The sequence below is a fragment of the Bifidobacterium callitrichidarum genome, assembly GCF_003129905.1.
Lineage (GTDB): Bacteria > Actinomycetota > Actinomycetes > Actinomycetales > Bifidobacteriaceae > Bifidobacterium > Bifidobacterium callitrichidarum.
In genome coordinates, this window is the sequence record NZ_QFFM01000017.1 from 1 (window position 1) to 23,353 (window position 23,353).

At 51.1% G+C, this 23,353-nt stretch carries 20 protein-coding genes and 2 tRNA genes; 5 read left to right on the forward strand and 17 right to left on the reverse strand.

Features of this window, described 5'->3' with window-relative positions:
- Positions 1-73, reverse strand: a tRNA-Asn gene (locus DF196_RS08645).
- A 43-nt stretch (positions 74-116) separates the two neighbouring features.
- Positions 117-189: transfer RNA gene (locus DF196_RS08650), tRNA-Asn, on the reverse strand.
- A gap of 251 nt (positions 190-440) precedes the next feature.
- Between DF196_RS08650 and DF196_RS08655 the strand changes: the two genes are divergently transcribed.
- From DF196_RS08655 to DF196_RS08670, 5 genes are all read left to right on the forward strand, one after another.
- Positions 441-1,160: a GIY-YIG nuclease family protein gene (locus DF196_RS08655; RefSeq protein ID WP_109057446.1), complete on the forward strand. Its 720-nt coding sequence runs from the start codon at positions 441-443 to the stop codon at positions 1,158-1,160.
- A gap of 46 nt (positions 1,161-1,206) precedes the next feature.
- Positions 1,207-2,706, forward strand: a complete 1,500-nt coding sequence (locus DF196_RS08660) for a hypothetical protein (protein ID WP_109057447.1) — start codon at positions 1,207-1,209, stop codon at positions 2,704-2,706.
- 421 nt (positions 2,707-3,127) lie between these two features.
- Entirely contained in the window at positions 3,128-4,099 is a 972-nt protein-coding gene (locus DF196_RS08665) for a glycosyltransferase family 2 protein (RefSeq protein ID WP_109057448.1), read from the forward strand.
- A 65-nt stretch (positions 4,100-4,164) separates the two neighbouring features.
- On the forward strand, positions 4,165-5,946 hold the full coding sequence (locus DF196_RS13290; RefSeq protein WP_146194742.1) for a glycosyltransferase family protein: 1,782 nt from the start codon (positions 4,165-4,167) through the stop codon (positions 5,944-5,946).
- Positions 5,947-6,265: 319 nt separating this feature from the next.
- Positions 6,266-7,792, forward strand: coding sequence for an oligosaccharide flippase family protein (locus DF196_RS08670; protein ID WP_109057449.1), 1,527 nt, complete (start codon positions 6,266-6,268; stop codon positions 7,790-7,792).
- Positions 7,793-7,871: 79 nt separating this feature from the next.
- Here the strand turns inward: DF196_RS08670 and DF196_RS08675 are convergent, their stop codons facing one another.
- The 15 genes from DF196_RS08675 to DF196_RS08745 form a co-directional block, all read right to left on the reverse strand.
- Complete coding sequence (locus DF196_RS08675) at positions 7,872-9,020, reverse strand: polysaccharide pyruvyl transferase family protein (protein WP_158276304.1); 1,149 nt, start codon at positions 9,018-9,020, stop codon at positions 7,872-7,874.
- Positions 9,021-9,024: 4 nt separating this feature from the next.
- The gene (locus tag DF196_RS08680) at positions 9,025-10,236 is read right to left on the reverse strand and encodes a glycosyltransferase family 4 protein (protein ID WP_109057451.1); all 1,212 of its coding nucleotides are present in this window, start codon (positions 10,234-10,236) and stop codon (positions 9,025-9,027) included.
- A gap of 110 nt (positions 10,237-10,346) precedes the next feature.
- Entirely contained in the window at positions 10,347-11,372 is a 1,026-nt protein-coding gene (locus DF196_RS08685) for a glycosyltransferase family 2 protein (protein ID WP_109057452.1), read from the reverse strand.
- The gene (locus DF196_RS08690) at positions 11,359-12,441 is read right to left on the reverse strand and encodes a glycosyltransferase family 4 protein (protein WP_158276305.1); all 1,083 of its coding nucleotides are present in this window, start codon (positions 12,439-12,441) and stop codon (positions 11,359-11,361) included. The genes DF196_RS08685 and DF196_RS08690 overlap by 14 nt, the downstream gene beginning before the upstream one ends.
- Positions 12,442-12,480: 39 nt before the next feature.
- Positions 12,481-13,182, reverse strand: a complete 702-nt coding sequence (locus tag DF196_RS13930; RefSeq protein WP_241519662.1) for an acyltransferase — start codon at positions 13,180-13,182, stop codon at positions 12,481-12,483.
- Between the two features lie 26 nt (positions 13,183-13,208).
- Positions 13,209-13,931, reverse strand: a complete 723-nt coding sequence (locus DF196_RS08700) for a glycosyltransferase family 32 protein (RefSeq protein ID WP_109057454.1) — start codon at positions 13,929-13,931, stop codon at positions 13,209-13,211.
- On the reverse strand, positions 13,928-15,244 hold the full coding sequence (locus tag DF196_RS08705; protein WP_146194743.1) for a 3-phosphoshikimate 1-carboxyvinyltransferase: 1,317 nt from the start codon (positions 15,242-15,244) through the stop codon (positions 13,928-13,930). Before DF196_RS08705 ends, DF196_RS08700 begins: the two co-directional genes overlap by 4 nt.
- Positions 15,245-15,288: 44 nt before the next feature.
- The gene (locus tag DF196_RS08710) at positions 15,289-15,879 is read right to left on the reverse strand and encodes an LbetaH domain-containing protein (RefSeq protein WP_109057456.1); all 591 of its coding nucleotides are present in this window, start codon (positions 15,877-15,879) and stop codon (positions 15,289-15,291) included.
- A gap of 32 nt (positions 15,880-15,911) precedes the next feature.
- Positions 15,912-16,976, reverse strand: a complete 1,065-nt coding sequence (locus tag DF196_RS08715; RefSeq protein ID WP_109057457.1) for a glycosyltransferase family 2 protein — start codon at positions 16,974-16,976, stop codon at positions 15,912-15,914.
- Positions 16,977-16,984: 8 nt separating this feature from the next.
- A complete protein-coding gene (locus tag DF196_RS08720; protein ID WP_206603793.1) occupies positions 16,985-17,515 on the reverse strand; it encodes an acyltransferase in 531 nt (176 codons plus the stop codon).
- 13 nt (positions 17,516-17,528) lie between these two features.
- Positions 17,529-18,320 (reverse strand): hypothetical protein, encoded by a 792-nt coding sequence (locus DF196_RS08725; RefSeq protein WP_109057458.1) that lies wholly within the window; start codon positions 18,318-18,320, stop codon positions 17,529-17,531.
- The gene (pssE, locus tag DF196_RS08730) at positions 18,320-19,960 is read right to left on the reverse strand and encodes a PssE/Cps14G family polysaccharide biosynthesis glycosyltransferase (RefSeq protein ID WP_109057459.1); all 1,641 of its coding nucleotides are present in this window, start codon (positions 19,958-19,960) and stop codon (positions 18,320-18,322) included. The genes DF196_RS08725 and pssE overlap by 1 nt, the downstream gene beginning before the upstream one ends.
- 15 nt (positions 19,961-19,975) lie before the next feature.
- Positions 19,976-20,446: a PssD/Cps14F family polysaccharide biosynthesis glycosyltransferase gene (pssD, locus tag DF196_RS08735; protein ID WP_109057460.1), complete on the reverse strand. Its 471-nt coding sequence runs from the start codon at positions 20,444-20,446 to the stop codon at positions 19,976-19,978.
- Positions 20,447-20,510: 64 nt separating this feature from the next.
- Complete coding sequence (locus DF196_RS08740; RefSeq protein WP_109057497.1) at positions 20,511-21,749, reverse strand: nucleotide sugar dehydrogenase; 1,239 nt, start codon at positions 21,747-21,749, stop codon at positions 20,511-20,513.
- Between the two features lie 122 nt (positions 21,750-21,871).
- On the reverse strand, positions 21,872-23,323 hold the full coding sequence (locus tag DF196_RS08745) for a tyrosine-protein kinase domain-containing protein (RefSeq protein ID WP_109057461.1): 1,452 nt from the start codon (positions 23,321-23,323) through the stop codon (positions 21,872-21,874).
- Positions 23,324-23,353 lie beyond the last annotated feature (30 nt).

Sequence of the window (23,353 nt, forward strand, 5' to 3'; positions counted from 1 at the left end):
CTCCTGCGACTGGGCTTGAACCAGTGACCGTCCGATTAACAGTCGGATGCTCTGCCAACTGAGCTACGCAGGAATATTCAATTATCAATCCAACCAGTCACCCAGCTGGAGTGAAGCTCCTGCGACTGGGCTTGAACCAGTGACCGTCCGATTAACAGTCGGATGCTCTGCCAACTGAGCTACGCAGGAATATCCGCACACAAGATTGCTCTCGCGCACAAGTCACATATCATACACACTCTTCCGCAAAACGCAAATCGCAATTCCACCCTTGCGTGTCGCAATAGCTTCACCCAGCCCGAAGGAAACGTCTCCTACAACCCATCCACTCCTTTAACCCTTCCAGAAATACCCTTGATGCCACTTATACCTTTTATGTAATCCTTTATATCCTTTTGGTCTTATACTGATATCGTCACATCAACAAGGAGGTATCACTGATGGATAAACTAAGCTCATCGAATCTCTACACTGAAGCCGGAGAATACCGTTACATCGACGTCCCACTGCAACCATCGATTTTCGCTGAAATACTCCTCCTTCTTTTTAACGGCAAACGCTTTAAGCGCGAACAGGCGATTGAAGAGGTACGCCAATACCACCAGGAACACGGCGGTTCGCTAGATCACTTCTCTGGCCCAGGAGTCTTCAAAAAAGCAGCATCGTATCTCAAAGGACAAGGCCTTACCAATGTGAACTACGGGTACTGGACTCTGGACAATCAAGAAAGTCTTACACAGCCAGAGAGCATTCCCGCGTTCTCCAACACCGAAAACAGCGCCACAGATACAGACACCAGCATGACGCTGGCTGATCAGGTAATAGGACAGGGGAATGCTGCTGTCTATCTTTATTATTTTGACGCATATCGAGAGAAGGCCGCACGCGCTGGCAAAACGTATTGGCCATGTAAAATCGGACGCACCGACACGGATCCTTTATCTCGTATTTATGGCCAGTCACGGACCTGTTTCCCCGAAGCCCCTCATGTTGCACTCGTTATCAAGACCGACGATTCTTCAACACTGGAAACAACAATCCACGGCATTCTTAAATTACAAGGGAGGCAACTTCCAGATGCGCCAGGCTCCGAATGGTTTAACACCAATCCGGAAAGCGTAACAACGATTTGCACCCACATTTTCGAAGATCACATTTAGCAGAAAAGCTAATAGCATCTGCGAGACCTACAGGAAGGCGTATGACATGATGACCGATCCCCTTCTGCCGCCGCGCTTGTTCACACCGCGGGACCGCACGGATTATCTGTTTGCGCTGGCATTGCCCACGCTGCCGGTCGACGGCACGGTCATCGGCTTCTACCAGCCGTTTTGGACGCCGATCAGCCCGTGGCTTCTGGTGGTCTACTGTCTGTTGAATCCGAAGTTGCTGCGGCAATCCGCCCGCACATACACCCCACTCATGGCGTTGCCAATCGCACTGATCGCCCTGTCCATTCCAGGCTGGATGGCGTTCGGATTCCACGCGAACGCAGTGCTCATGTCGCTGTCAGGCGTGATTGCGGTGCCGATGTCAATAGTCGCGCTGGATATTGCGTTCTGCCGCAAGCATCTGAGCTGGCAGGAGTCAATACGCATCATCATCGCCGCCTACTGGTTCGCATTCGCCGTGGGCGTGGCGCAGTGGCTGGCGATCCGCGCCGGATTGGCCAATGCACAGGGCTACTTCAGCCAACTGATGGCGCGTTCGTACGTGGAGACCGGCGCGCACTGGGCGGGCGACCATGCACGTCCGCAATTCCTGTTCGCCGAGCCGAGCTACATCGGCATGCATCTATTCGGCGTGCTACTACCATTGTTCTGGCTGATACGACCGCGCGATTCCGTATACGCCAAGCGACTCAAGCACCTGATCATGGCGTTCGCCGCCGGCAGTGTGGCGATAGGTGCCGGCGTACGCATCGTGCTGGATTCGCTGGTGGCGCTGATCGTGGTCATTATTGTCGAACTCCGCTGGAGCGACGCCGCGCAACGTAGAAAAGGAACGCTACTGCTGGGCGTGATGGCCGCAGCCGGAGCCGTATGCTGCGTTGTGGTACCGCGCCTGCGATCCATCATGACGCACGGCATCACCGGCGACGGATCCTTCTTCGGGCGCATTTACCAGTCATTGGGCCCGCTGGGCGGCATCTTGGAACATCCATGGACCGCACTGACCGGTTTCGGTGCCGGCAATATCGCCGACGCCATGCACGCAGGCTCGACGAACGCCGCACGCATGCTGACGCTCTTGGGCACCGACCCACATACAGCGACCAACTGGTACGCGAGCATCACCCCGGACACCGCCTGGACCATGAGCGCCTACACCAGCTTCATCACCGAATTCGGGATGATTGGATTCATCGCGTTCCTGGCCGTTACGCTGCGATTCGTCACGTGCGGTTCGGGCTCCCAGTCCGGCACGACCACTCCCGTTTCCGTCCGCTACTCCCACAACACGATCGCCAACGATCAATCCAACAACAGTCGCATCACCACAGCGCCAGGTACGCCCCGCCCGTGGACCAAACTCACCATCTGCTGGCTCGTCCTGCTCGCCTACCTCTACCTCCAATTCGAGGGCTACACCTTCGTCGCCATTCCGCTTTTTGTGTGGAGCATGACGAATTGTGAGCATTGCTATTCCACCGTCATTCCAAAGTCGGAACTCAAAGGAAGTACCGCAGCTGATATATCACAATGACATAAATCATCAACCCCTTAACAAAAAAGGACTACTGCTCAATAGCAAAAGCTAGAGCAGCCTACCTCAGCAACGTAAGATGCGCTAACTAAAACAGAATCCCCCTCATCTTTAATACAGATTAGGAATCCGAATGAAAGAACTTTGGAAAACCCTCATTCGACATGGATAATATCTCAGGCATTTAACTTTACAGCGTGATAACAGACCAGCTATCAAGTATTTATTTGATACCACATTGTTTGACTTGCAAATCCAATGTGATTCGTAACGTTGCGTCTCACATGGTAGAAGAGACCCGAAAGAGTCATTAAGCAAGCACTACATCACCCCCCTAGGTACTTATACTTAGGGGGGATGTATCATAGAGAGACACTCTTATACAGAGTGCACGCAATTGATGAGAGAAGAAGTACGGACAATGCACACCCCCTCCAAGCCACCCCGATTGTTCATAGTAGTTCCCTGTTTTAACGAAGAACAAGTGCTACCAGTCACAGCTCCCCGTTTCCTTGCCAAAATCGAAGAAATGTCAAATCGACATGCAATCAGAGCAGATTCGCGAATCCTTTTCATAGACGACGGAAGTAAGGATAGCACATGGCGAATCATCACAGAGCTAAATGCCCAAGATCCTCGATATCAAGGTATTCGGCAGTCACGCAATCGAGGTCACCAAAACGCAGTACTCGCCGGCCTCATGGAGGCTAGGGATAAGAGCGACATAACCATTAGCATCGATTGCGATGGACAAGATGACTTTGATGCAATGGATCTAATGGTAGATAAATACCACGAAGGATACGACATTGTTTATGGCGTCCGTTCTAGTCGCGCCACCGACACTTTCTTCAAACGATTCACCGCTGAGAGCTTTTACAAGCTGCTCAATATTCTAGGCGCAGAAATCGTCTACAATCATGCTGACTACCGGTTAACCTCCCGACGAGTGCTTGATGCCCTCAGTTCTTTCCCTGAGGTACATCTATTCCTGCGCGGCCTATTCCCCTTGGTAGGTTTTCCTTCAACGACCATCGAATACGAGAGGCACGCACGCTTCGCTGGGGAATCCCACTATCCTTTAAAAAAGATGCTCTCACTCGCATTTAACGGCATCACCAGTTTGAGCATCAAGCCAATCAGAATTATTATGAATTTTGGGGGAATCGTCAGTCTTGTCAGTTTTATTGGTGTAATTTGGGCATTAGTTTCAGCAATTATCGGCAACACCGTATCAGGTTGGGCTTCTATGATCTGCATCGTTTGTTTCATAGGTGGGGTACAACTTCTTAGTCTAGGCATCATAGGAGAATACATCGGTAAGATATATCTCGAAACCAAACATCGTCCCCGTTATATCATCAGCGACACCACTCCAGAATGCAACAATTGATATATTTCATAGCAATTGTGATATGAAATCCAGGCGTCAATCAAAACAGAATAAGCGGATGTATCATGCTCGGTAACAAACACCAAACCTACAAAAACAACAAACAAGAACAAATTTCTGATGCAATTGGCAGGAAACTATCCATTATTCTCTTCGCATTTATGTCTTCTGTATTCATATGGTGGCTATATTGCAGCATCTCCTATTTTGGCACTATTGTATCCGCTGATCCAATTGAAACAACACTGAATACTAGTAATTCTGTTATCGAACAGCATCGCATTCTCACGAATTTCGGAGCATTGACTATTATAGCTTTAATTGGACTAGCTACTGTCATTCTCTTTTCAGCTAAAATCAGAATAAAAATACTATCACTCATCCGATTTTTAGCATTTCATCCAAAATCGGTTTTTATTGTAATGCTTTGCTGGCAGTTTATCATTATAATTTGTTACATTCCTGCTCATTTACGATATGATGCACGAACTGCACAAACAAGCGTTGTAAATGCTATAGCACACCCCGGCATATATGATAGCTATCTCTCAACTTACCCCAATAACGCATTCTTATATCTTATTGAGTATATCCCAGCAAAAATACTTTCTGTAATACTTGATGATAAATTTACTATGAATGAAGCACAAGCAGTTACAATGGTTGCTTTTTTTATGCAACTAATCAATATCGCAACAGTTGATATTTCAATACTGCTTATGAAGAAAATAATTAAACCAGTTTCTGAATATGCATCAAAATATGCTTATCTTCTTATGGTATTACTACTCGGTTGCTCAACATGGGTTATAATCCCGTATACCGATACGTTTAGTTTAATCCCAACAATGTGGCTTCTATCCCTTATAATTCATTCTCTCAAAGAAAAACTGACGCGACATCCCTATCCGTTAGACCCCAAAACAATTATTATTTTTTTAACTCACTTTATACTAATTGGCATAGCATCATGTTTTGCATACTCGATGAAACCATCATCAGTAATACCCCTGATAGCATTTCTCATCATCTGGTTCTTTTTGCATCTAGGTAAACAGATTATCACTTATTTCATACCATCACTGCTTTCAATTATCATTGGATTTGGAATTATCTTAGTTCCACTGCACGCCATCGAACACACTATTTTTAATTACAATGAAAACCAATCTGTTCCTATGACCCACTATATTATGATGGGCATGAAAGATCATGGACGCTACAACACCTATGACTACAAGCAGACTACAGCACGATCGACCATCGAAGAAAAGAAACAATATAACTTGTCTGTTATCCAACAACGATTAAATAGTTATGGACCCGGCGGATACCTTTCTTTCCTTTTAAAAAAAAGCTATTATAATACTGCTGATGGAACTTTTTCCGATAACTCCTATCTCACAGTTCTTAACGAACAAAAAGGCACAGGATGGATAGGGATTGGAAAAAACAATCCAATCTATAAATACAATGTTATTCCTCTAGTTTACATACAAAATTTTCTTACTGATGGAGAAGATTCACATCAAATCTATGAAATCATTATGCAAATGATTTATATTATAACCATATTCGGAATGCTATCCTGCGCTTTTGCTCTTTATAAGAAAAAAGAAAACTTGCATACAATAGCGTTAGAGGCCTGGATCATGCTGACAATTTTAGGTGGATATACATTCTTACTGCTCTTCGAAGCCGGACGATCACGATATATAATTCAATTTCTACCTTTTATATTTTTCCTATCGGCACTAGGTTGGAATCATATAGAGACTTCCAAAATATGTGTCATATACAAAGATATAAACCACAAAACTATAACTTCTATTTTGAATAAAAAATAATCTTAATATGGATTTGTTGTCAATTGCAGTATAGCTTACTGACATGAAATCCATATTTCTTCTTGCATTCCATAAAACATAATCTACGATAAGGAATCTCATATATCATAACTCGTTTTCTCACAACAAGAAGATTAGATGCATTCCCCTTGCATAAGCACCTAATATATGCAAAAGAAATCCTAAACCAGGTAACATACCCTTGCAATCCAGACTTGGGCCTATGTTACTTTCGCACATTAATCAGATTACAACGACAGCATCTCGAACAATCCATATCTCATGAGTTTGTTTTGCTCCGACTTCAACAGAGGTGTCTATGGCCAAAGCCACCAAAAAACAATTGGCAATCAATATGGTTGCGAATATCGTCGCTTTTTGCGTCCAGTTTGGTGTCAATTTCTTCCTGACACCGTATATCGTCAAGCAGCTCGGTAGCGAAGCATATGGATTCGTTACGCTTTCGTTCAACATTGCAGGCTTCGCCAGTATCATTACCACGGCCTTTGACTCAATGGTCGCCCGATTCGTGCTCATGGAAGATACTAAGGGCAATAATGATGTGGCGACCAAGTATTTCAATTCAGCGCTTATCGCCGACACCGTCCTCGCGATTATACTGTCGATCCCATTCGGACTTGTCGTGTTCTTTGCCTCTGACTTGCTCAGTATTCCCGTTCGCCTTATCGCCGACGTACAACTTGCTTTCGCATTTGCTTTCCTCGGCACACTCATTAATCTGGTCTTCGCATCGTTCGGATGCGTCTATTACGTCAAGAACCGGCTTGATCTTGAAGCCCGGCGCAATATCGAAGGCAACATTATCCGTGCTATCGCGCTGATTGCCCTGTTCGTGCTATTGCCCGCGAAAATCTACTTCATCACCGGCACGGTACTGATCGTCACCATCTACAATTGCGCTGCGAACCTGCATTACAAGCGAAAGCTAATGCCGGAAATCAAAATCAATGCGCAGAGTTTCAGCTTCCAATCCATCAAGAAACTGCTTTCTTCGGGTATCTGGAATTCGGTCAACAGCCTGAGCACCACATTGCTGAACACGCTTGATGTGCTTATTACCAATCTGTTCCTGGGTGCGGCGACAAGCGGCATTTACGCATTGGTCAAGACAGTCCCCAACTTCCTCAACCAGCTCATCGCCATTCTGGTGAAGGTCTTCGTGCCCAACATCAATATCCTGTACGCGCAGGGCAAGAAGGACGAGCTACTCAAAGAGGTACTGTTCTCCGTACGTGTGATGGGCTTCCTTGCCACTATCCCGATTGGCTTCCTTATGGTGTTTGGTGACGGATTCTTCGAGGCCTGGGTTCCCACGCAGGACAACAAGCTACTGCAATCACTGTCTCTGCTGACGCTGTTTCCGCTAATCGCTTCCAGCATCATCAGCGTGATCGTCAACGTGTACATCACGACCAACAAATTACGGGTTCCGGCACTCGTGCTGCTCGGCGTCGGCATCATTAACCTGGCCCTTGTCGTCACGTTGCTCACGTTCACGGACCTGGGCGTGTGGACAGTACCTATCGTGGGCATGACGACGCAGTTGTTGTATTACGTTGGCTTCCAACCGATTTACGCCGCACGCTGCCTGAACCTACCCTGGCATACGTTCTATAAGGCCATCGCCCTAAGCTCGGCATGCACCATCACCATGGTGGCAGCATGCCTGCTGTACCGTTCCGTATTCGAGGTGCATGGCTGGATTCAGCTCATCATCGCAGGCATGGTCTGCTCAGTGATCGCACTGGCAATCAACTTCTTTGTGATCTTCAATCGCAGCGAGCGAGCATCCGTGCTTGCCAAACTGCCCATCCGCAAAAAGTAGCGGTCAACAAGTGGCGGACGGACGTGGAACGACTCACCATCGCGCCCTTTCCGCTTCCATCCGCCACTCACGCCATGAGTTATCGGCTAATCATGTCACGAATCGCTCGCGAGTATGCATCGGCAATATCCTTACCATCTTGATTCCAAACGAATTGCCGACGTTCCCACTCTTCCTTGAAAACTGCGAGCTTGGTTTTAATCGGCACAGCATCAACTTCGATTCCGTACTGCAGCGCGAGAATCATTGCATGCATGCGCCCGGAAACCAGGCTTCGGCAATCAGCCAATTCGTCAACGTAATCATCGATGGAATCGATTTCGGCCAGAATTGCCCGCTTATTCTTCTCAGTAAACAACCATTCACGGAAACGTGCTGATTCGCAGTAGTCAGTGTATGTAGTGTATAGCAATTTGAGGTTCGCGTCCCCCGCACTGTCTTTTTCATCGTCCGAAATCTGCTTCCGGATGAGCCGATACCACATTTCGTAGTATTCATTTCGCGTATATTGGCGCTTCTTCTCAACGCTGAGTTCCTGATAGGCATACACGCATGCGCCACGCATCCGTCGGGCCACGTCGCCTTCACCGTGACGCTGTCCCAAAGGAAGGCAGGACTGAAGATATCGGTAAGCAAAAACCACGTCCGGCGCATAGGCAGCGTCAACGCGCAAAATATCATGCATGACTGCGAGCGTCTGCTCGTCTCTCACCAGAACAGTGGCGCATTTGGCGAAGGCCTCACGCAATGCGGCAGTCTCCTTGCCCGTGAATCGTGCGTCCGAACTGACGCCCATCACTGCCACAGGGCACGACCGCTCAGCAAGCGCATCGATCCAGGCCTGCAGGCTATGGAAGAACGGATGTCCATTCCCTTTGACCAATTCGCCACCACCGATGATGGCAGCATCAAAATGTCCCTCCGCGTCAAGTCTCTCACGAATCAACCGTGTGTATCGTTCCTGTACGGGCTCGCTTTTCATATCGCGGATGAACCGCTTCGTCCGCCAGACGGTTCGGCGCAGCCATGGCAATTCATCAGGCGTGGACGCTACGGGCTGAACTTCCGTCCGCATGTCTGCAAGGGAAGTGGGTTGCTCATCCGGAATGAACGGCATGACAACGGTATCGGCGCCGGTGGCTTTTTTCACCACTGTCGCCATGACTTGCGCTATGGCACGGTCTCCCAGATTGTCGGTATGGCCTTGATTCACCAAGAGAATACGCATGCGTTCACTTCCTCTCATCAATCAAATCGCAGAAACGGTCGAAGTAACCATGGACGTCGTATTCGGGATGTTGCGTAAGCGTCAATTGCGCATCATGAATCTTCTGCATACGCTTTTCCGAATCGAGAGCCGTATGCATCGCCGCTGCCAAGTCGTCGACGATAGTGTCATCCTCATTGTTGATGAGGAAAGCCGACTCATTGGACACAATCTCCGGAATAGCTCCGGATCGGGTCGCGATAATCGCCAGTCCTGCAGCCATCGCCTCAAGCACGACCAGACCGAACGGTTCCTTCCAACGGGAGGGGATGACTGCCACATCGGCGGCGGAAAGTACACCCGGCATGTCCTCGTGCTGAACAAAGCCGGTGAAGATGATGTCATCCCGGCCCGCACTCAACGCCTTGAGTTCCTCGGCATATGGGTCAACATCGTCAGTACCGAACCATGACTTGCCAACGATCAACAACTTAGTCGAGCAATCGCTCGCATTGGCCATGCGAATGTATGCTTCGATGAGCTCCCGTACGCCTTTCTCCGGCGTGATTCGTCCCGAATACACGAACGTCATGTCCCTCGAATCGATGCCGAACTCACGACGCCACCGTTCACGATCTCCGCCTTGCTTGAACGCCTTGATATCAATGGCATTGTCCAATACCTTGACCTTATCGGACATATCAACGGCTTCGGCACTAACAACCTGCGAGCGCAGGTACTCGCTGATTACAAGAAACACATCAACATGAGGCATGATGTCGCGAACCAGGGCCGGCGTTTTGCTTGACCCGTCATAATCGTTATGCATGTGGTAGATCAGGCGGACTCGCTTCTTGAGCCACTTGAACCCACTAATCATGTTGCACGCAAGCATATCGTTCTCTACAAGAATGACGTCATGCCTGCCACGCAGAACGAGCACAAGAATCTTCAGTGCCTCGGGCGTCACATACTGTCCACGATGCGTGAGGAAGACAATCTTATTGATGATGCGCGCAAGCACACGATGAATACGGGTTGCTTGAATCGGCACAATGTTCGTATGACAGTACCGAGCGCCTTCAAGAGCATCATCCGGCTTGGACAGCACAGTGATGTCATACCGCGGGCTCGTCTCGTTGCCTTCAATGAGCCGCGTGCATAGTTCCTCGACGGCGCCACCGCGTACCGCCGGCACAGGCAGGAATTGGGGAGGAATCATCAGCATCGTTTTCATCAGTTTTCTCCGGTTATTGGTCTTCTTAACTTCAGCAACTCACATCGTTGATCATTGGAGTTACCAGCAGTTCGTCGCAACAATCACTCGTTCCGCTAGATTCTGCTTCATTAGAACAGTTTCCTCAGTCGTTTCATGTCGCAAAGCAGTAAGCCCAATTGTCCCCATCCTCGTCGCGCACAACGCAATAGCAGAGAATCGAATGTTCCCATACGTCCCCTCACGGAGAGAAGCAACTTTCGGTTGAAGCTGTCCCTCAGTATGGCAGCCGCAACATGGCGGTCTTGTGGTGTCACCATCGGCTTGCGCAGATATTCATGAATCACACCGATGAGGTACACAGCATGCAACGATTGCGCTTGCATACCAAGGCCATATTGTTCCAGCACGGGGGCAATACCTTGCACGATTGTCTTGTAGGCTGCCCAGACTTCATCAAGCGAACGGCCACGAGACAAAGAATGAGCCGAGTAGTTCTCGTACACATAGGCCGTCTGGCCGCCCACATACACTTCAGGACAAACCGCATAGCAGGCATAGTTGTACAGAGCATCCTCTCCCAAGACCACGTCATGGTCGAAATGCGCACTTTTCGCCACATCCGCGCGGTACACCTTATTGAAGAGGAAGTTCAGCAATGAGGTATGTTCCGGCACCGCATACGTCTTGAGAAAATCATGCGTGGACTGTCGTTTCCCCGCAGACGTTATGGTCTTATGCTCCGTCAGCGCTCCGTCCGGTTCATTGCGTTCGCAGTATCCGAAAATATACATCCCGATACCATCATTCGCCTTCACCTCGCGAACGATGCCGCTCAACGAATCATCTCGATAGTAGTCATCACTGTCTGCAAAGGCGATGTACTTGCCCTGGGCGAGAGCCACTCCATATTCCCTAGCTTGGGAAGGACCTCCATTGGCGGCATGGACCACCGATAGCTCCTCGTACTTGACGGCATAATCATCCAAGATATGCGGTGAAGCATCCGTGGAACCGTCATCCACGCAGATTATTTCATATGGTTCATCTACCGTGTTCATCTGTGCCACAATGCTGTCAAGACACTGACGAACGGTTTTCTCTGCATTGTAGACGGGAATAACGAACGAAAGGAAAACACCATTATCCGAGACCATTGATCAGCTCCTCCCACTGGCTGGCGATGGCATCGACGGAAAAATCTTCAATCAACCGCAGAGCACTGTACGAATACCGATCCTGCAATTGTCGATTCCACATAAGAGACAACAGGTTTTCCGCAAAACGTTCCTCATCGCCGTCCTGTACCAGATGACCATTCACATCATCATCCACCAGTTCACTGGGCCCAGTCAGACAGTCATAAGCCACAATCGGCAATCCCTTTGCCATGGCTTCCAACAACACCATAGGGAATCCCTCGAACCGTGAAGTCATCGCGTAAATAGACGCCTTGTCATACCACTGCTCGATGTCGGACGTAGCAGGTACAAACCGGACATTGCCGAGTCCGAAATCACTGACTTGCTGTTTTAGTCCGCTTTCCAACTCACCAGAGCCCACGATGACCAGCTGCCAGTCGCCTGCACGGTCCTCGATGCGCGACCATACGGCAATGAGACGGTCAAATCCTTTCTGTTCAGTGAGACGACCAACAGCAAGCACCGTGTGCTCAGTACGGGGTGAAGGGGTTGCATCTTCAAACGGTGAGGGATTATTGATAACCTGCAGTTTCTCTTCAGGGAACTCCGCGTCAAGATACATCCTGCGGTCCTGCTGTGTGAGCAGCACCAACTTATCGGCATACCGCTTGGTCAACTGAATCGCTCTAATCCGCTTGCGCTCCGATTGTGCATGCACATAGTTGAAGTGATCCCAGACAATGTGATGACACGACAATCCACGGAGAGCCCACGTGGTCCAATAAGCGAGTGCTGAATCAATGTCAATGAGCACATCGAAACTATGGCTCTTGATATAACGACGCAGTTTCCATACTGGATAAACGAACGTACGGTACAGCTTCCCCTCGGAGGACGGCTTGAGCAAATAGTCAACCTTCACCCGCTCATCGACAGGGAAAAATGGTTGTCCATAGTCCCAGAAGCTCAAGATGGTCACATCATATCCACGCTGCGCGAGCGCATTGGCAATCATGATACCTACGCGCTCCGTGCCACCGGAGTGGGCAATCACGCCGTTAAGAAAGCAGATCTTCTTAGTCATGGTTTCCTCATAGTCCCGGTTAGAAAGCACCATGGAACGCTACTTCACGCTGGCAAGAAACTCCGCCATGCTGCCAAACATAGGTTTGTTCCGACACAGACATTCATTGGACACGGACTCATTGCCGACCAATTTCATCATCTCAATCCATGGTTCTTCCAGCTGTCCCAGATCATTGCAGAATAACCAAAATAACTCATGTAGTTCCTTCGCACCAGGATCTCGGCCGTACTCCTTGCGATACTCACGAACCAGTTCAGCGGCCTCTTCGTATTGACGCTTCTCTCGCTTGCTCTTGTACTCTTCCAAGGTTGAGATGACACGAACAGGACTCCCCACGGCAACACAATTGCTGGGGATATCGGCATTCACAAGACTGTTTGCACCAATAATCACGTTGTCACCAATGGTGACGCCTTTGAGAATGGTCGTATGCATGCCAATAAATACATTGTTGCCAATAGTGACCTTGCCCGAGGAACACAATACCTCACCATAGACACCTTTCAACACGGACCAGTCATAACCATGGGTAAGTATGGTGACTCCATTGGTGATCTGCACGTCATCGCCAATTTTCAGTAACCATGGACGGGTCAGATCAACAGTGTTAGTTGTAGGCGAGAAAAAAGTAGTCCGCTCCCCTATCTCAACTCCTTTTTTACGCAAATAGGACGCATAGGTCTGAGGATCCGCCTTTACCCCAAGCACCATGCGCCGTATCAACTGTTTAAGTCCCATGACATCCTCTCAAGCCATATCCAGTATTACTTCTTGACAGATTTCTTGATTGCAACCAACTTATTGAAAGCCTGCTCGCCCACCAGCCGTTTAATGGTGCGCGCAACTTTCTTCTTAGGAGATTGCCAAGTCCCGGAATACTGATGAATGCTGACGGTATTGACGGTCATATGAACTTTGCCAGTCTCATAATCTTTGGCGGCGAAATAATCCGTCGGGTAAATCCTCATTTCTCCCTCAAGAACCTGCATCGTGTTGTTCTGCAATAGACCATGATTCACTAGAAAATCAGTAATGTACTGAGGACTCGGAGTGAGGTTGAGCTCTCCTTGTTCATCCACGAAAGACAACTCATCATACATATCTCGCAGCCCCTTGATCAGAGAATTACCAGCCTCAGCGCCGAAGCCGATACCACCATTGATCCATTCGCCACTTTCAAAGCCCATGTAGGCTTTGTTCTTCAACAGATCGTCAAGCGGCTTCATCAGTTCCACATCTGTATCGAGGTAAATGCCACCGTGCGTATAAATGATGTCGAATCGCGCATAGTCAGGAACAAATCCCCACTTTTTACGATCATAGGCATCAGCCATGTAACGGTTCTTATGCACATCATAGTTGGACTCGTCCCACTGGATAATCTCATAATCCGGGGCGAATTTCTTCCAGCTTTCCATGCAACGACGCTCCTTCTCGGGTAGTGGAGCACCGCCAAACCAGCAGTAGTGAATGACTTTGGGAATCATCGAATAGCCTTTCGTGTATTAGTATTACGTTGGTTAATGGAACTGTTCATTGCATAGATATAAGGAATCGACATAATCAACATCAGCAGATATCCCGTTGGCTCCATCCTGAGTGTGATGTTGTAGAAAAAGAACACCACCATGAGAATGCAAGTTACCTGCACCATGGTTCGAGTTCTGCCAATAGGAATATATTTCGAACATGCACACCAAGCAATGACGATAATCGCTATATACAAAATCACACCCACATAGCCATTTTCAATAAACATCCAAATGGCGTGGAACCACTGATAATGCAATGAATAATGCTGGGAATAGAAAGAAGTGCTGAAGAAATTGGTGTAGTCAGCATTGCCTAGACCGATACCGAATAACAAGGACAACGGCTCATTATGAAAAATAATATCAGCAACGGTGCCAATTCCTGTAAATCGATTCAAATCACCAGTACCATCATAGCCAGTGTCTCGTGTTGCATAGTCAAGATATCCCTGCAGGCTGTAACTATTGGCATATGTCGTAGAATTCCCTGCATTCAGCAGAATAAAATAAGAAGAGGCTGCCATCAAGGCAACAGCTCCCAGAATTAGCACGACCATACTGCGCAACGATAGTTTCTTTCCAATCAATGCCGCAACCAGGATTATCACCATCTCTGCGAAATAAACTTTCAATTCCGCGGTCGCTGCCATGAAGGTTGCTGCCGCCAACGTTATCACAAAGAAGCGTGTAGTAATTTCCTTATCGAAATACCTCGAAGTAATTAAAATCATATACAAACATATAACGACATTCAATGGCAAATTGCTACCGGAGAAATTCCAGAACACGCCCCCTACCATGTCACCGACAATCGTTCCTTCCGGATACTGCACTAGGAATTTCTCCGCGGCGCATAGTGGCACCGACATCCAGAACACCGCAGACACCACACGCAGCACGATGTCGAGATCGGACTTTTTCAGGAACACGATGCAGGTGTAGAAATACATGAAATACCGCACTATGTTCCTGTATCCCCATATCAATGCCAATGGCTTCTCGGCGTTCAATATGCCGCCTACGGCACCGAAGGAACAGTACAGCACCATGAGACCGATAATCAGGCTGGTGTATTTGGCCGTCGTCTTACGTTCATAAAGCGCGAAGACAAAAATTAAGACGTTCAGAGCATCATTAATGTACAGCAACACCCTCGGCAGGCCAAATGTGTACACGAACGCATATGAGAAGAAGAAATACGCCTGCGCGCACAGCACCCATGCCGCTTGCCGTGATGAAGGCTGGAACAGTTTCTTCAGCTGTTCCACATTGAAGTTGGCCCACGATCGGCTAGTTTTGCGTAACTTCATCTTCAATCCAAAAACCGCTTCGATTGTTCTTCGATAGCGATGACCTTAGCAGGAATCCCCGCCAGCACCGCATGCTCAACATCGCATGATTTCACCACAACAGCTCCCGCGGCAACAACCACATGGTTGGCGATATGCACGTCACCAATCACTTTCGCTCCTACGCAAATCCGGACGCCATCACCAATGATTGGACACGCCGCATGTATGCCATCATTACCGATGCAATTGTTACCATAAAGCCGGCAATTCTTTCCCACCCGCGCATTGCCGTTGATCACGATTCCTTGCGTATGGTAGATGACGAGCCCCTCGTCAAAAACATTCTCACCGGCCTCTATGCCCAGTTTCCGTCCCAGCATATTCATCCGGCGAGAGCTGAGCAGATACATCAACGCATAGTACGGGTTGTTCTTGCGCTTACCATAATAAAAACAAGTGATGCGCATGCGCCGAGCGTATTTCCACGAATAATAATCCGGATGCGCCTTTAGAAAACGCAATATCTCCTGATACCGTCCACGACGGCCCAGATATAATGCTCTCTCTTCGGAGAGAATCCTGCGCAATTCCTTCCTATTAGGAATATGCATAGCTTCACCTCAATAATTATCCATAAGTACGATCAAAACCGACGATTTCTCTTCAATTGTTTTAAGGAGACCAACGCCATCGCCGCCCATACCCAACGATGAGCAATACACATATTCATCATTCTCAATTGGAATGGATTACAACGATACGGATACCGCGCAATGACCTTGCGTACTTCCGTGTCAGCAATAATATGACGAACTTCCTCATGTGCATCATATTCCTTATGGGTTCGTCCATAAGCGATTACCATGCCGATAAAGTGACGAACACGTCCCAGGAAATATCGATCCAATCGGTCGCGATATGTATCAGAACTGCATATTGCCTTCAAATCCTCATCCATGCGGACATACTGAGACTTCTGACGCTCAAGAAACCGATCGTCGAAAGAATGCGTAAGCGAAGCGCTGTTGGTATATCGGTAGAAGTGCAATGGCTCGGCTATATAGGTGATGCAAGAGGCACGTTGCAGGTAAGCAATGTCAAAGATAATGTCCTCCGAGATAAATTCACGTTCGGAAGGGAAACGAATCTGATATCCGCGAATCAAATCCATCGAATACAACGCATGCCAAACCGACATGGATAGCAGTGCCTCCATGCTAACCTCCGGCTTACTTGCAATCATCTCAAGCAGAACATGGTTGATGATGTCGGTTCCGCGGAACGTACGGTTATCATATGCCGCCGGCCGTGGATTGACTTTGCCTTCACCGTAGTATTCGTTGTAACCGCAGTAGCTGGTGTCGGCACCCGTCTTCCTCAGCTGCGCGTACAGCTCCTCCACCATGCGTGAATCTACAAAGTCATCGGAATCAAGAAACATCACGTATTGTCCCGACGCAACGTCCAAGCCGCTGTTCCGTGCCATGCCGAGGCCGGCGTTCCGCTTGTGCACCACGCGGATGCGGTCATCCAGCGTAGCCATGCGGTCGCACATCTCACCGGACGAATCCGTCGAACCGTCGTCCACCAGGATGATCTCAAGATGTTCGTAAGTCTGTTCCAGCACACTATCGACGCACTGCTGCAAGTACTTTTCGACGTTGTACACCGGGATGACGACGCTGATTAGCGGGTTCTCACTCATCATGTTTCCTCTCACACGATATAGCCGTGCGTCTCTTCATCAAGGATCCGACGCATCTCATCCTTGCGTTCCGGAGTCACGCCACCCCTGTTCGTATACGAGACATCAAAGGTATGACCGGACTCCATGCGTGCATCATTCTTGGACTTGAACTCTTCATAGCTCTGAAGCACTCTCGCCGGGGCACCGGCCACTACCGTATTCGAAGGAATAACCCCACCGACAATGCTCCCCGCTCCGATAACCACATTGCTGCCAATGGTGGTGTTCGGAAGAATGATGCTTTTCGCCCCGATGAACACGTTGTTCCCAATCACGACAGTGCCCACCTTGGAGTAGCCGATCGCCTTCTTTGTGCTGCCGTCATGGCACAACACCAGAACATCCGGAGCTAGCGTGACATTGTCTCCAATGGTAATAAGCCAGGGAAACGAGGAGTCCAGGAACGAACCGCGTTCAAGCTGGAAATTCGTTCCGATGGTCGCGCCTTGACGAATCCATCGTTTGATTCGAAGTTTGGTCAACTTTCTGTCAAAAAACACCTGTCCGCCTTAACTATTTCACGAGAATCGCATCAACTGAAGAAGTGAAGAACTTCGGGAAATACAGGCTCACATCGCCATGCTCCCGATACGATTGCACGTCCTCGACAACCGTGTATCGCTCCTTGTGCAGCAGCTCGAGAAGATCGCGAATGTGATCCGTATATGTATGTTCCTCGGTCGAATAATGGATGAATACCTTCTGACCGGTCGTATCCGCATTGGTCCGGATATTGTCACGAAGATGCGCATCAAGGGCCTGCACCACCTCATCACGGTCACGTCCGTTTTCGATGCCGCGCAACGTCATCTCGTTGGCAGGTGCGGTCAGATACCGGCCCAGCCAGAACTGAGGGGCACCCGCGATAATCTCGGCGCCCACGCCACGACCGGCGTACTGCACGCCGAAGTTCAGCGCCGCCCAGCCACCCTTCGAAGAGCCACCGAAACAGACCTTCTTGATTTCCGGACGCTTGAGGAACGAATCAATGAGTGCCTTGGTGGCCTGTTCCATCTCGAACTCAGGATAAGCGCCAAGATAATACCCGCCTCGACGGTCCTCACCGAAGTCATCGAGGATGAACAGTTTATTAACCGGAATATCCTTCAAGGTGCGCATGTAGTTGTAACGCGCCGGAATGCCCGCACGAGTGCATGCACTGAATACGACCAAGAGACGGTCTGAGCTTTTGTATGGCTGATACATGTATTTCAGCACCGTCGTCTTATAACGGAACTTACGCTCCTGTATGGTCTGTTTCAGCAGCGTGGTTGCGAACTCGAAGTACTTGCTCAGCTTCTTCATCACGCACCTACCGCCTGTCGGTATACCGCGCCGATGGTGCGGAAGTACTCCGCGTCGCTGAACTCGCGTTCGGCGAGCGCTCGGGACGCTTGGGACATATCCTCATAATGATTGCGTTCAGTGGCGATCTTCGCCAGCACATCGGCAAGCGCATGCGTATCGCCCGGCTCGATCAGGTAGCCGTTTTCACCGTCATGCACGGCGGCGGCCATGTCTCCCACGTTGGTGGCGACCACGGGCATGCCATGCGCGATGGCTTCCAGCACGGCCACCGGAAGCCCTTCGTTATAGGATGGCAGCACCAAAGTCTGGCATTGCTCGAACAGCGCACGCTTCTTCTCGCCGTCGGTCCAGCCGGCGAACTCCACAACCGGCATCCCGGCATCGGCAGCGGCGCCGGCCACATCGCCCAGCAACCCAAGCTCCCCGGCCTTAACCTTCAGCTCGTCTTCCTGGGCGCCGTTGCCGGCGATCACCACGCGCATATTGCCAAGACGCCCGGAATCACGCAGCAAGGCGACTGCATCCAGCAGATCGGCCACACCCTTGCGTTCGATGAGCACACCCATGAACAGCACACGGAATGGCTCACCGGCCACCGGCCAGTGCGTCACATCGGATGGAATATGCACGGCGTTGCTTATCACCACGATATTCGCGTCCGGCTCGATGGCCCTGATATGCTCATGCCACTGCTCGCCCAGCACAATCACTGCCGAAGCCTCGCGCAGCATACGGCGAACCGGCTCCTGCTGTGACGGCTTGCAGCCGCCATACCATTTGGCGAACTCGGATCCGTGCATATGCAGCACATCCGGAACCCCGTACTTGCGGCAAAGCCCGTGCACCTGCTGCTTGCGCACGAAGCTGCCCTTGTAGGACATGTGAATGTGCACCACGTCCGGTCGTGTCTGCGGATTGGCCAGCAGCGCACGGATGCGGCGCAGGGCCTTCGCGAAGAACAGCATCTTCCTGACCGGATTGGCAGCGATATACGTGGGAATGAACTTCATAGTCACGCCGTCAGCGGCCCAATCATGGCCCATCAGCTGGCTGATGACGCTGGTGATGCCACCCTTGACGGACGAATCGTTGCCGACCATCAGCACACGCAGTCGCTGTACCTGTCCCTCATGCCCAGGCTCCCGAAGTTTCCCCATCACCTGCGAGCGCACGAATCCATCAATCGAATCGATGATGGTCTGCGTATTGGATTCGAACGGCCGATACGTGGTGTTCTTCACCTCCGCTAAGGCGTCGACGAGCTGGGAGCAGTCGTCGCAAGCGCAGATGATGCCCATCTGCTTGAATTCCTTGATGAGCTGCAGCTGGTGGTCGTCCACATGCTCGCCGTATTTGGCGAGGCGCGGCACGGCAATCACCTTCTTACCCTTTTTCACCGCACCGATGATTGCTCCGGTACCGCCATGCGTGATGACGATATCGGCCTTGCTCATCTGCACGCCGAATTCGTCGCGGTCGAGGAACTGCTTGAACTCGTAATGCTTCGGCTGATAGTCGCTGTAGCCGCTCTGGGCGAATACCGGTTCCGTGATCACGCCGGAGGCCACCAGCTCATCCACCGCCTTGAGGAGTCGGTCGAACTGGAATTTCTGGGATCCCAGGGTAATGAAGATCATTGCTCGGCTCCCTTCCTAGTAGATGCTGCCCAGGCAGATGGCGTTCGGATAGATGTCCTTCATGCTCTCCCATTGCACGTAGAACTGGTCGGCGAACCGGTACAGCAGTTTGCCGGATTCGGTGGCGGAGGTCACTTTGGCGAAGGATTCGATGTAGATGAGCTTCTTGCCGAAGAGTTTCATCAGCAGGCACATGGGCAGCATGGCGAGTACTCCGGTGCAGATGATCACATCGGGGCGTTCCTTGATGATGATGCCCAAGCAACGGAAGCCGTTGAGCACCAGCTTGAGCAGCACCGTCTTTTCCTTGCGGTTGATCTGGCCCACGTAGTAGGTCTTCCTACCCTGTGCTTTGGCCTGGTACTGAGTCTTCTCGGTCAGGACGAAGCTGTCGTACCGCTCCATCAAAGGTTTCAGCATCATCAGCTGCTCGTAGTGGCCTCCCGAGGACGCCGCGAAGCAGAGTTTCGGTGATTTTCTGCTCATAGTCGTTGGTCTCCGATCAATGACAGCAGTCGGATAATCCGGACAGGCGGACAGACGCGCCGATTCAGTCCCTGCGGAACAGATCGCGGGTGTAGACCTTGTCCTCGATGTCATCGAGGCAGGCGTCGTAGCGGTTGGCGAGCACCGAGTCGCTGCGCCTCTTGAATTCATCGAGGTCATTGACCACTTCGCTGCCGAAGAACGTGCTGCCGTTTTCCAGCGTCGGCTCGTAGATGATGACGGTCGCGCCCTTGGCCTTGACGCGCTTCATCACGCCCTGAATGGCGGACTGACGGAAGTTATCCGAGTTGGCTTTCATGGTCAGTCGGTACACGCCCACGGTCACCGGCTTCTCGTCGGCGGCATCGTATTCGTTGTTCTCGCTGTATCCGTAGTATCCGGCCCTATTGAGCACGCTATCCGCGATGAAGTCCTTGCGGGTGCGGTTAGACTCCACAATGGCCTCGATGAGGTTCTCCGGAACGTCCTGATAGTTGGCGAGCAGCTGCTTGGTGTCCTTGGGTAGGCAGTAGCCGCCGTATCCGAAGCTCGGGTTGTTGTAGTGCGTGCCGATGCGGGGGTCCAGGCAGACGCCGTCGATGATCTCGCGGGTGTTCAGGCCCTTGGATTCCGCGTACGTGTCCAGTTCGTTGAAGTAGGAGACGCGCAGCGCCAGATAGGTGTTGGCGAACAGCTTCACGGCCTCCGCTTCGGTGAAGCCCATGATCAGGGTCTCGATGTCCTGCTCGATGGCGCCTTCCTGCAGGAGACCGGCGAACGTATGGGCCGCTTCCACCAGACGTTCATCTTCGGGATCCGTGCCCACCACGATGCGGCTCGGGTAGAGATTGTCATACAGGGCCTTGGATTCGCGCAGGAATTCCGGGCTGAAGATGATGTTCCTGGAACCGGTCTTCTCACGGATGGACTTCGTGTAGCCCACAGGAATCGTGGATTTGATGACCATGATCGCGTTCGGATTGACCTTCATGACCAGATCGATGACGGATTCCACGGCGGAGGTGTCGAAGAAGTTCCGCTTGCTGTCGTAATTGGTCGGGGCGGCGATAATCACGAAATCCGCATCGGCATAGGCTTTCTCGCCGTCGAGCGTGGCGGTGAGGTCCAGCTCCTCTTCCGCGAAGAACCGCTCGATGTAATCGTCCTGGATCGGCGACTTGCGGGCGTTGATCATGTCCACTTTCTCGGGGACGATGTCCACAGCCGTGACCTTGTGGTGCTGGGCCAGCAGCACGCTCAGGCTCAGGCCCACATAGCCGGTGCCGGCCACGGCGATATTCAGGGACTCGCGTTCAGTCATACGTGAACCTCTTTCTTTAACTGAATCATCGTGGGAAAGGTCATGCCGGTATCGCACTGTTCCGATGACTCCGGCAGGGGGCTTACGGTATTGAGGAGGCGCCTTCAGCGATCCTCGGCGTCGCGCTGCTTCGCGCCTTTGCCGCCATGCTTCTTGCCACGCTCCGACTTGCCTTCGCCGTAATAGTAGTAGTAACCGGACTTGTGGGACTTGTCCTGGTCGGCGTAGTTGATGGCCACACCGGCAGCGTGGATGTCGAGTGTTTCCAGTTCCTGGGCGGTCTGTCGGAGCATGTTCTTCTCGGTGATACCGAGGCCGGCCACAAGCAGCAGTTCGGGGCCTTCCTTGGCGAACACGGCGGCGTCGTTGGCAACCTGCATCGGGGCGGTGTCCACAATCACGTAGTCGTAAGCGCTGGAGACCTGGTCGATGAGGGCCTTCATGGCACGGGAGTTGAGCAGGATGCTCGGGTTCATGGTCTGGGTGCCGGCCGGCAGCACGTGCAGGTTCTGCTTCCAGTAGCGTTGGATGGCGTCCTGCGAGGAGACCTGGTTGGTGATGAGATGGGTCAGACCCACATTGCCTTCGATGCCGAGCTTGTCGCTGACGGACGGGTTACGCACATCGGCATCGATGAGCAGCACTTTGCCGTCGTTTTCGGCGAAGGCGGTAGCGAGGTTGACGCACAGCGTGGTCTTGCCTTCGGACGGACCGGCGGAGGTCACCACGATCACATTGGACTGGGGACCGTCTGGCAGCGCGAACGTGAGGTTGGTACGCAGACGACGCACCTCCTCGGCCTCACGGGAAGCCGGCTTGGCGATGATGACCGGGGTCTTGCCCGCGTATGCCTCATCACGGCTCAGGGTGCCGAGCACCGGCGCCTCCACGATGTTGGTGACATCGGTATCAAGGCGAACGCGGGTGTCCAGCAGGTCCTTGATCAGCGCGGCCACGATGCCCAGGATGATGCCGCAGGCCACGCCGGCAGCAAGATTGCGGGGAATGTTCGGAGAGCTGGGCGAGGCCGGCGTATACGCTTGCTGAACCACGGTCAGGTTCACCGGGGAGACGATCTTATCGCCCTCATCGGTGTACAGGGTGGACGTCACCTGCTTCTTCAGGCTTTCGGCGACCGCGTTGGCGATGTTCGAGGCCATCTTCGGGTCGGGGTTCTTCACCGAGATGTCCACCAGCATGGTGCCGTCCGGGTTCGATGCGGTGACACCTTGGGCGAGATCGCTCACCGTGGCGTTAAGTCCCAAATCGTCAATCACCGGCTGAAGCACGGATTCGGTCTTCACCAGCTGTGGATACGTCTGAATCTGGCTGTTGATGTAGTTCGCACCGGAACTCAGCTCGCCTGCGTTGCCTGAGCTTCCCGTCTCACCGGATCCCGCGGAGGTACGGTACGTGGCCAACAATTCGGCCGTGGCCGTGTACTGCGTGGTGCGTGTAAAGGTGTAACCGGCCATTGCCGCCACCACAACCACCAGCGTGATCACAGCGGTGATGAGATGCTTTTTCAGCACATTGAAAATGTCGAGAATCGTCACTTAGGCACTCCGTTCCCAGCTGAGGAATTC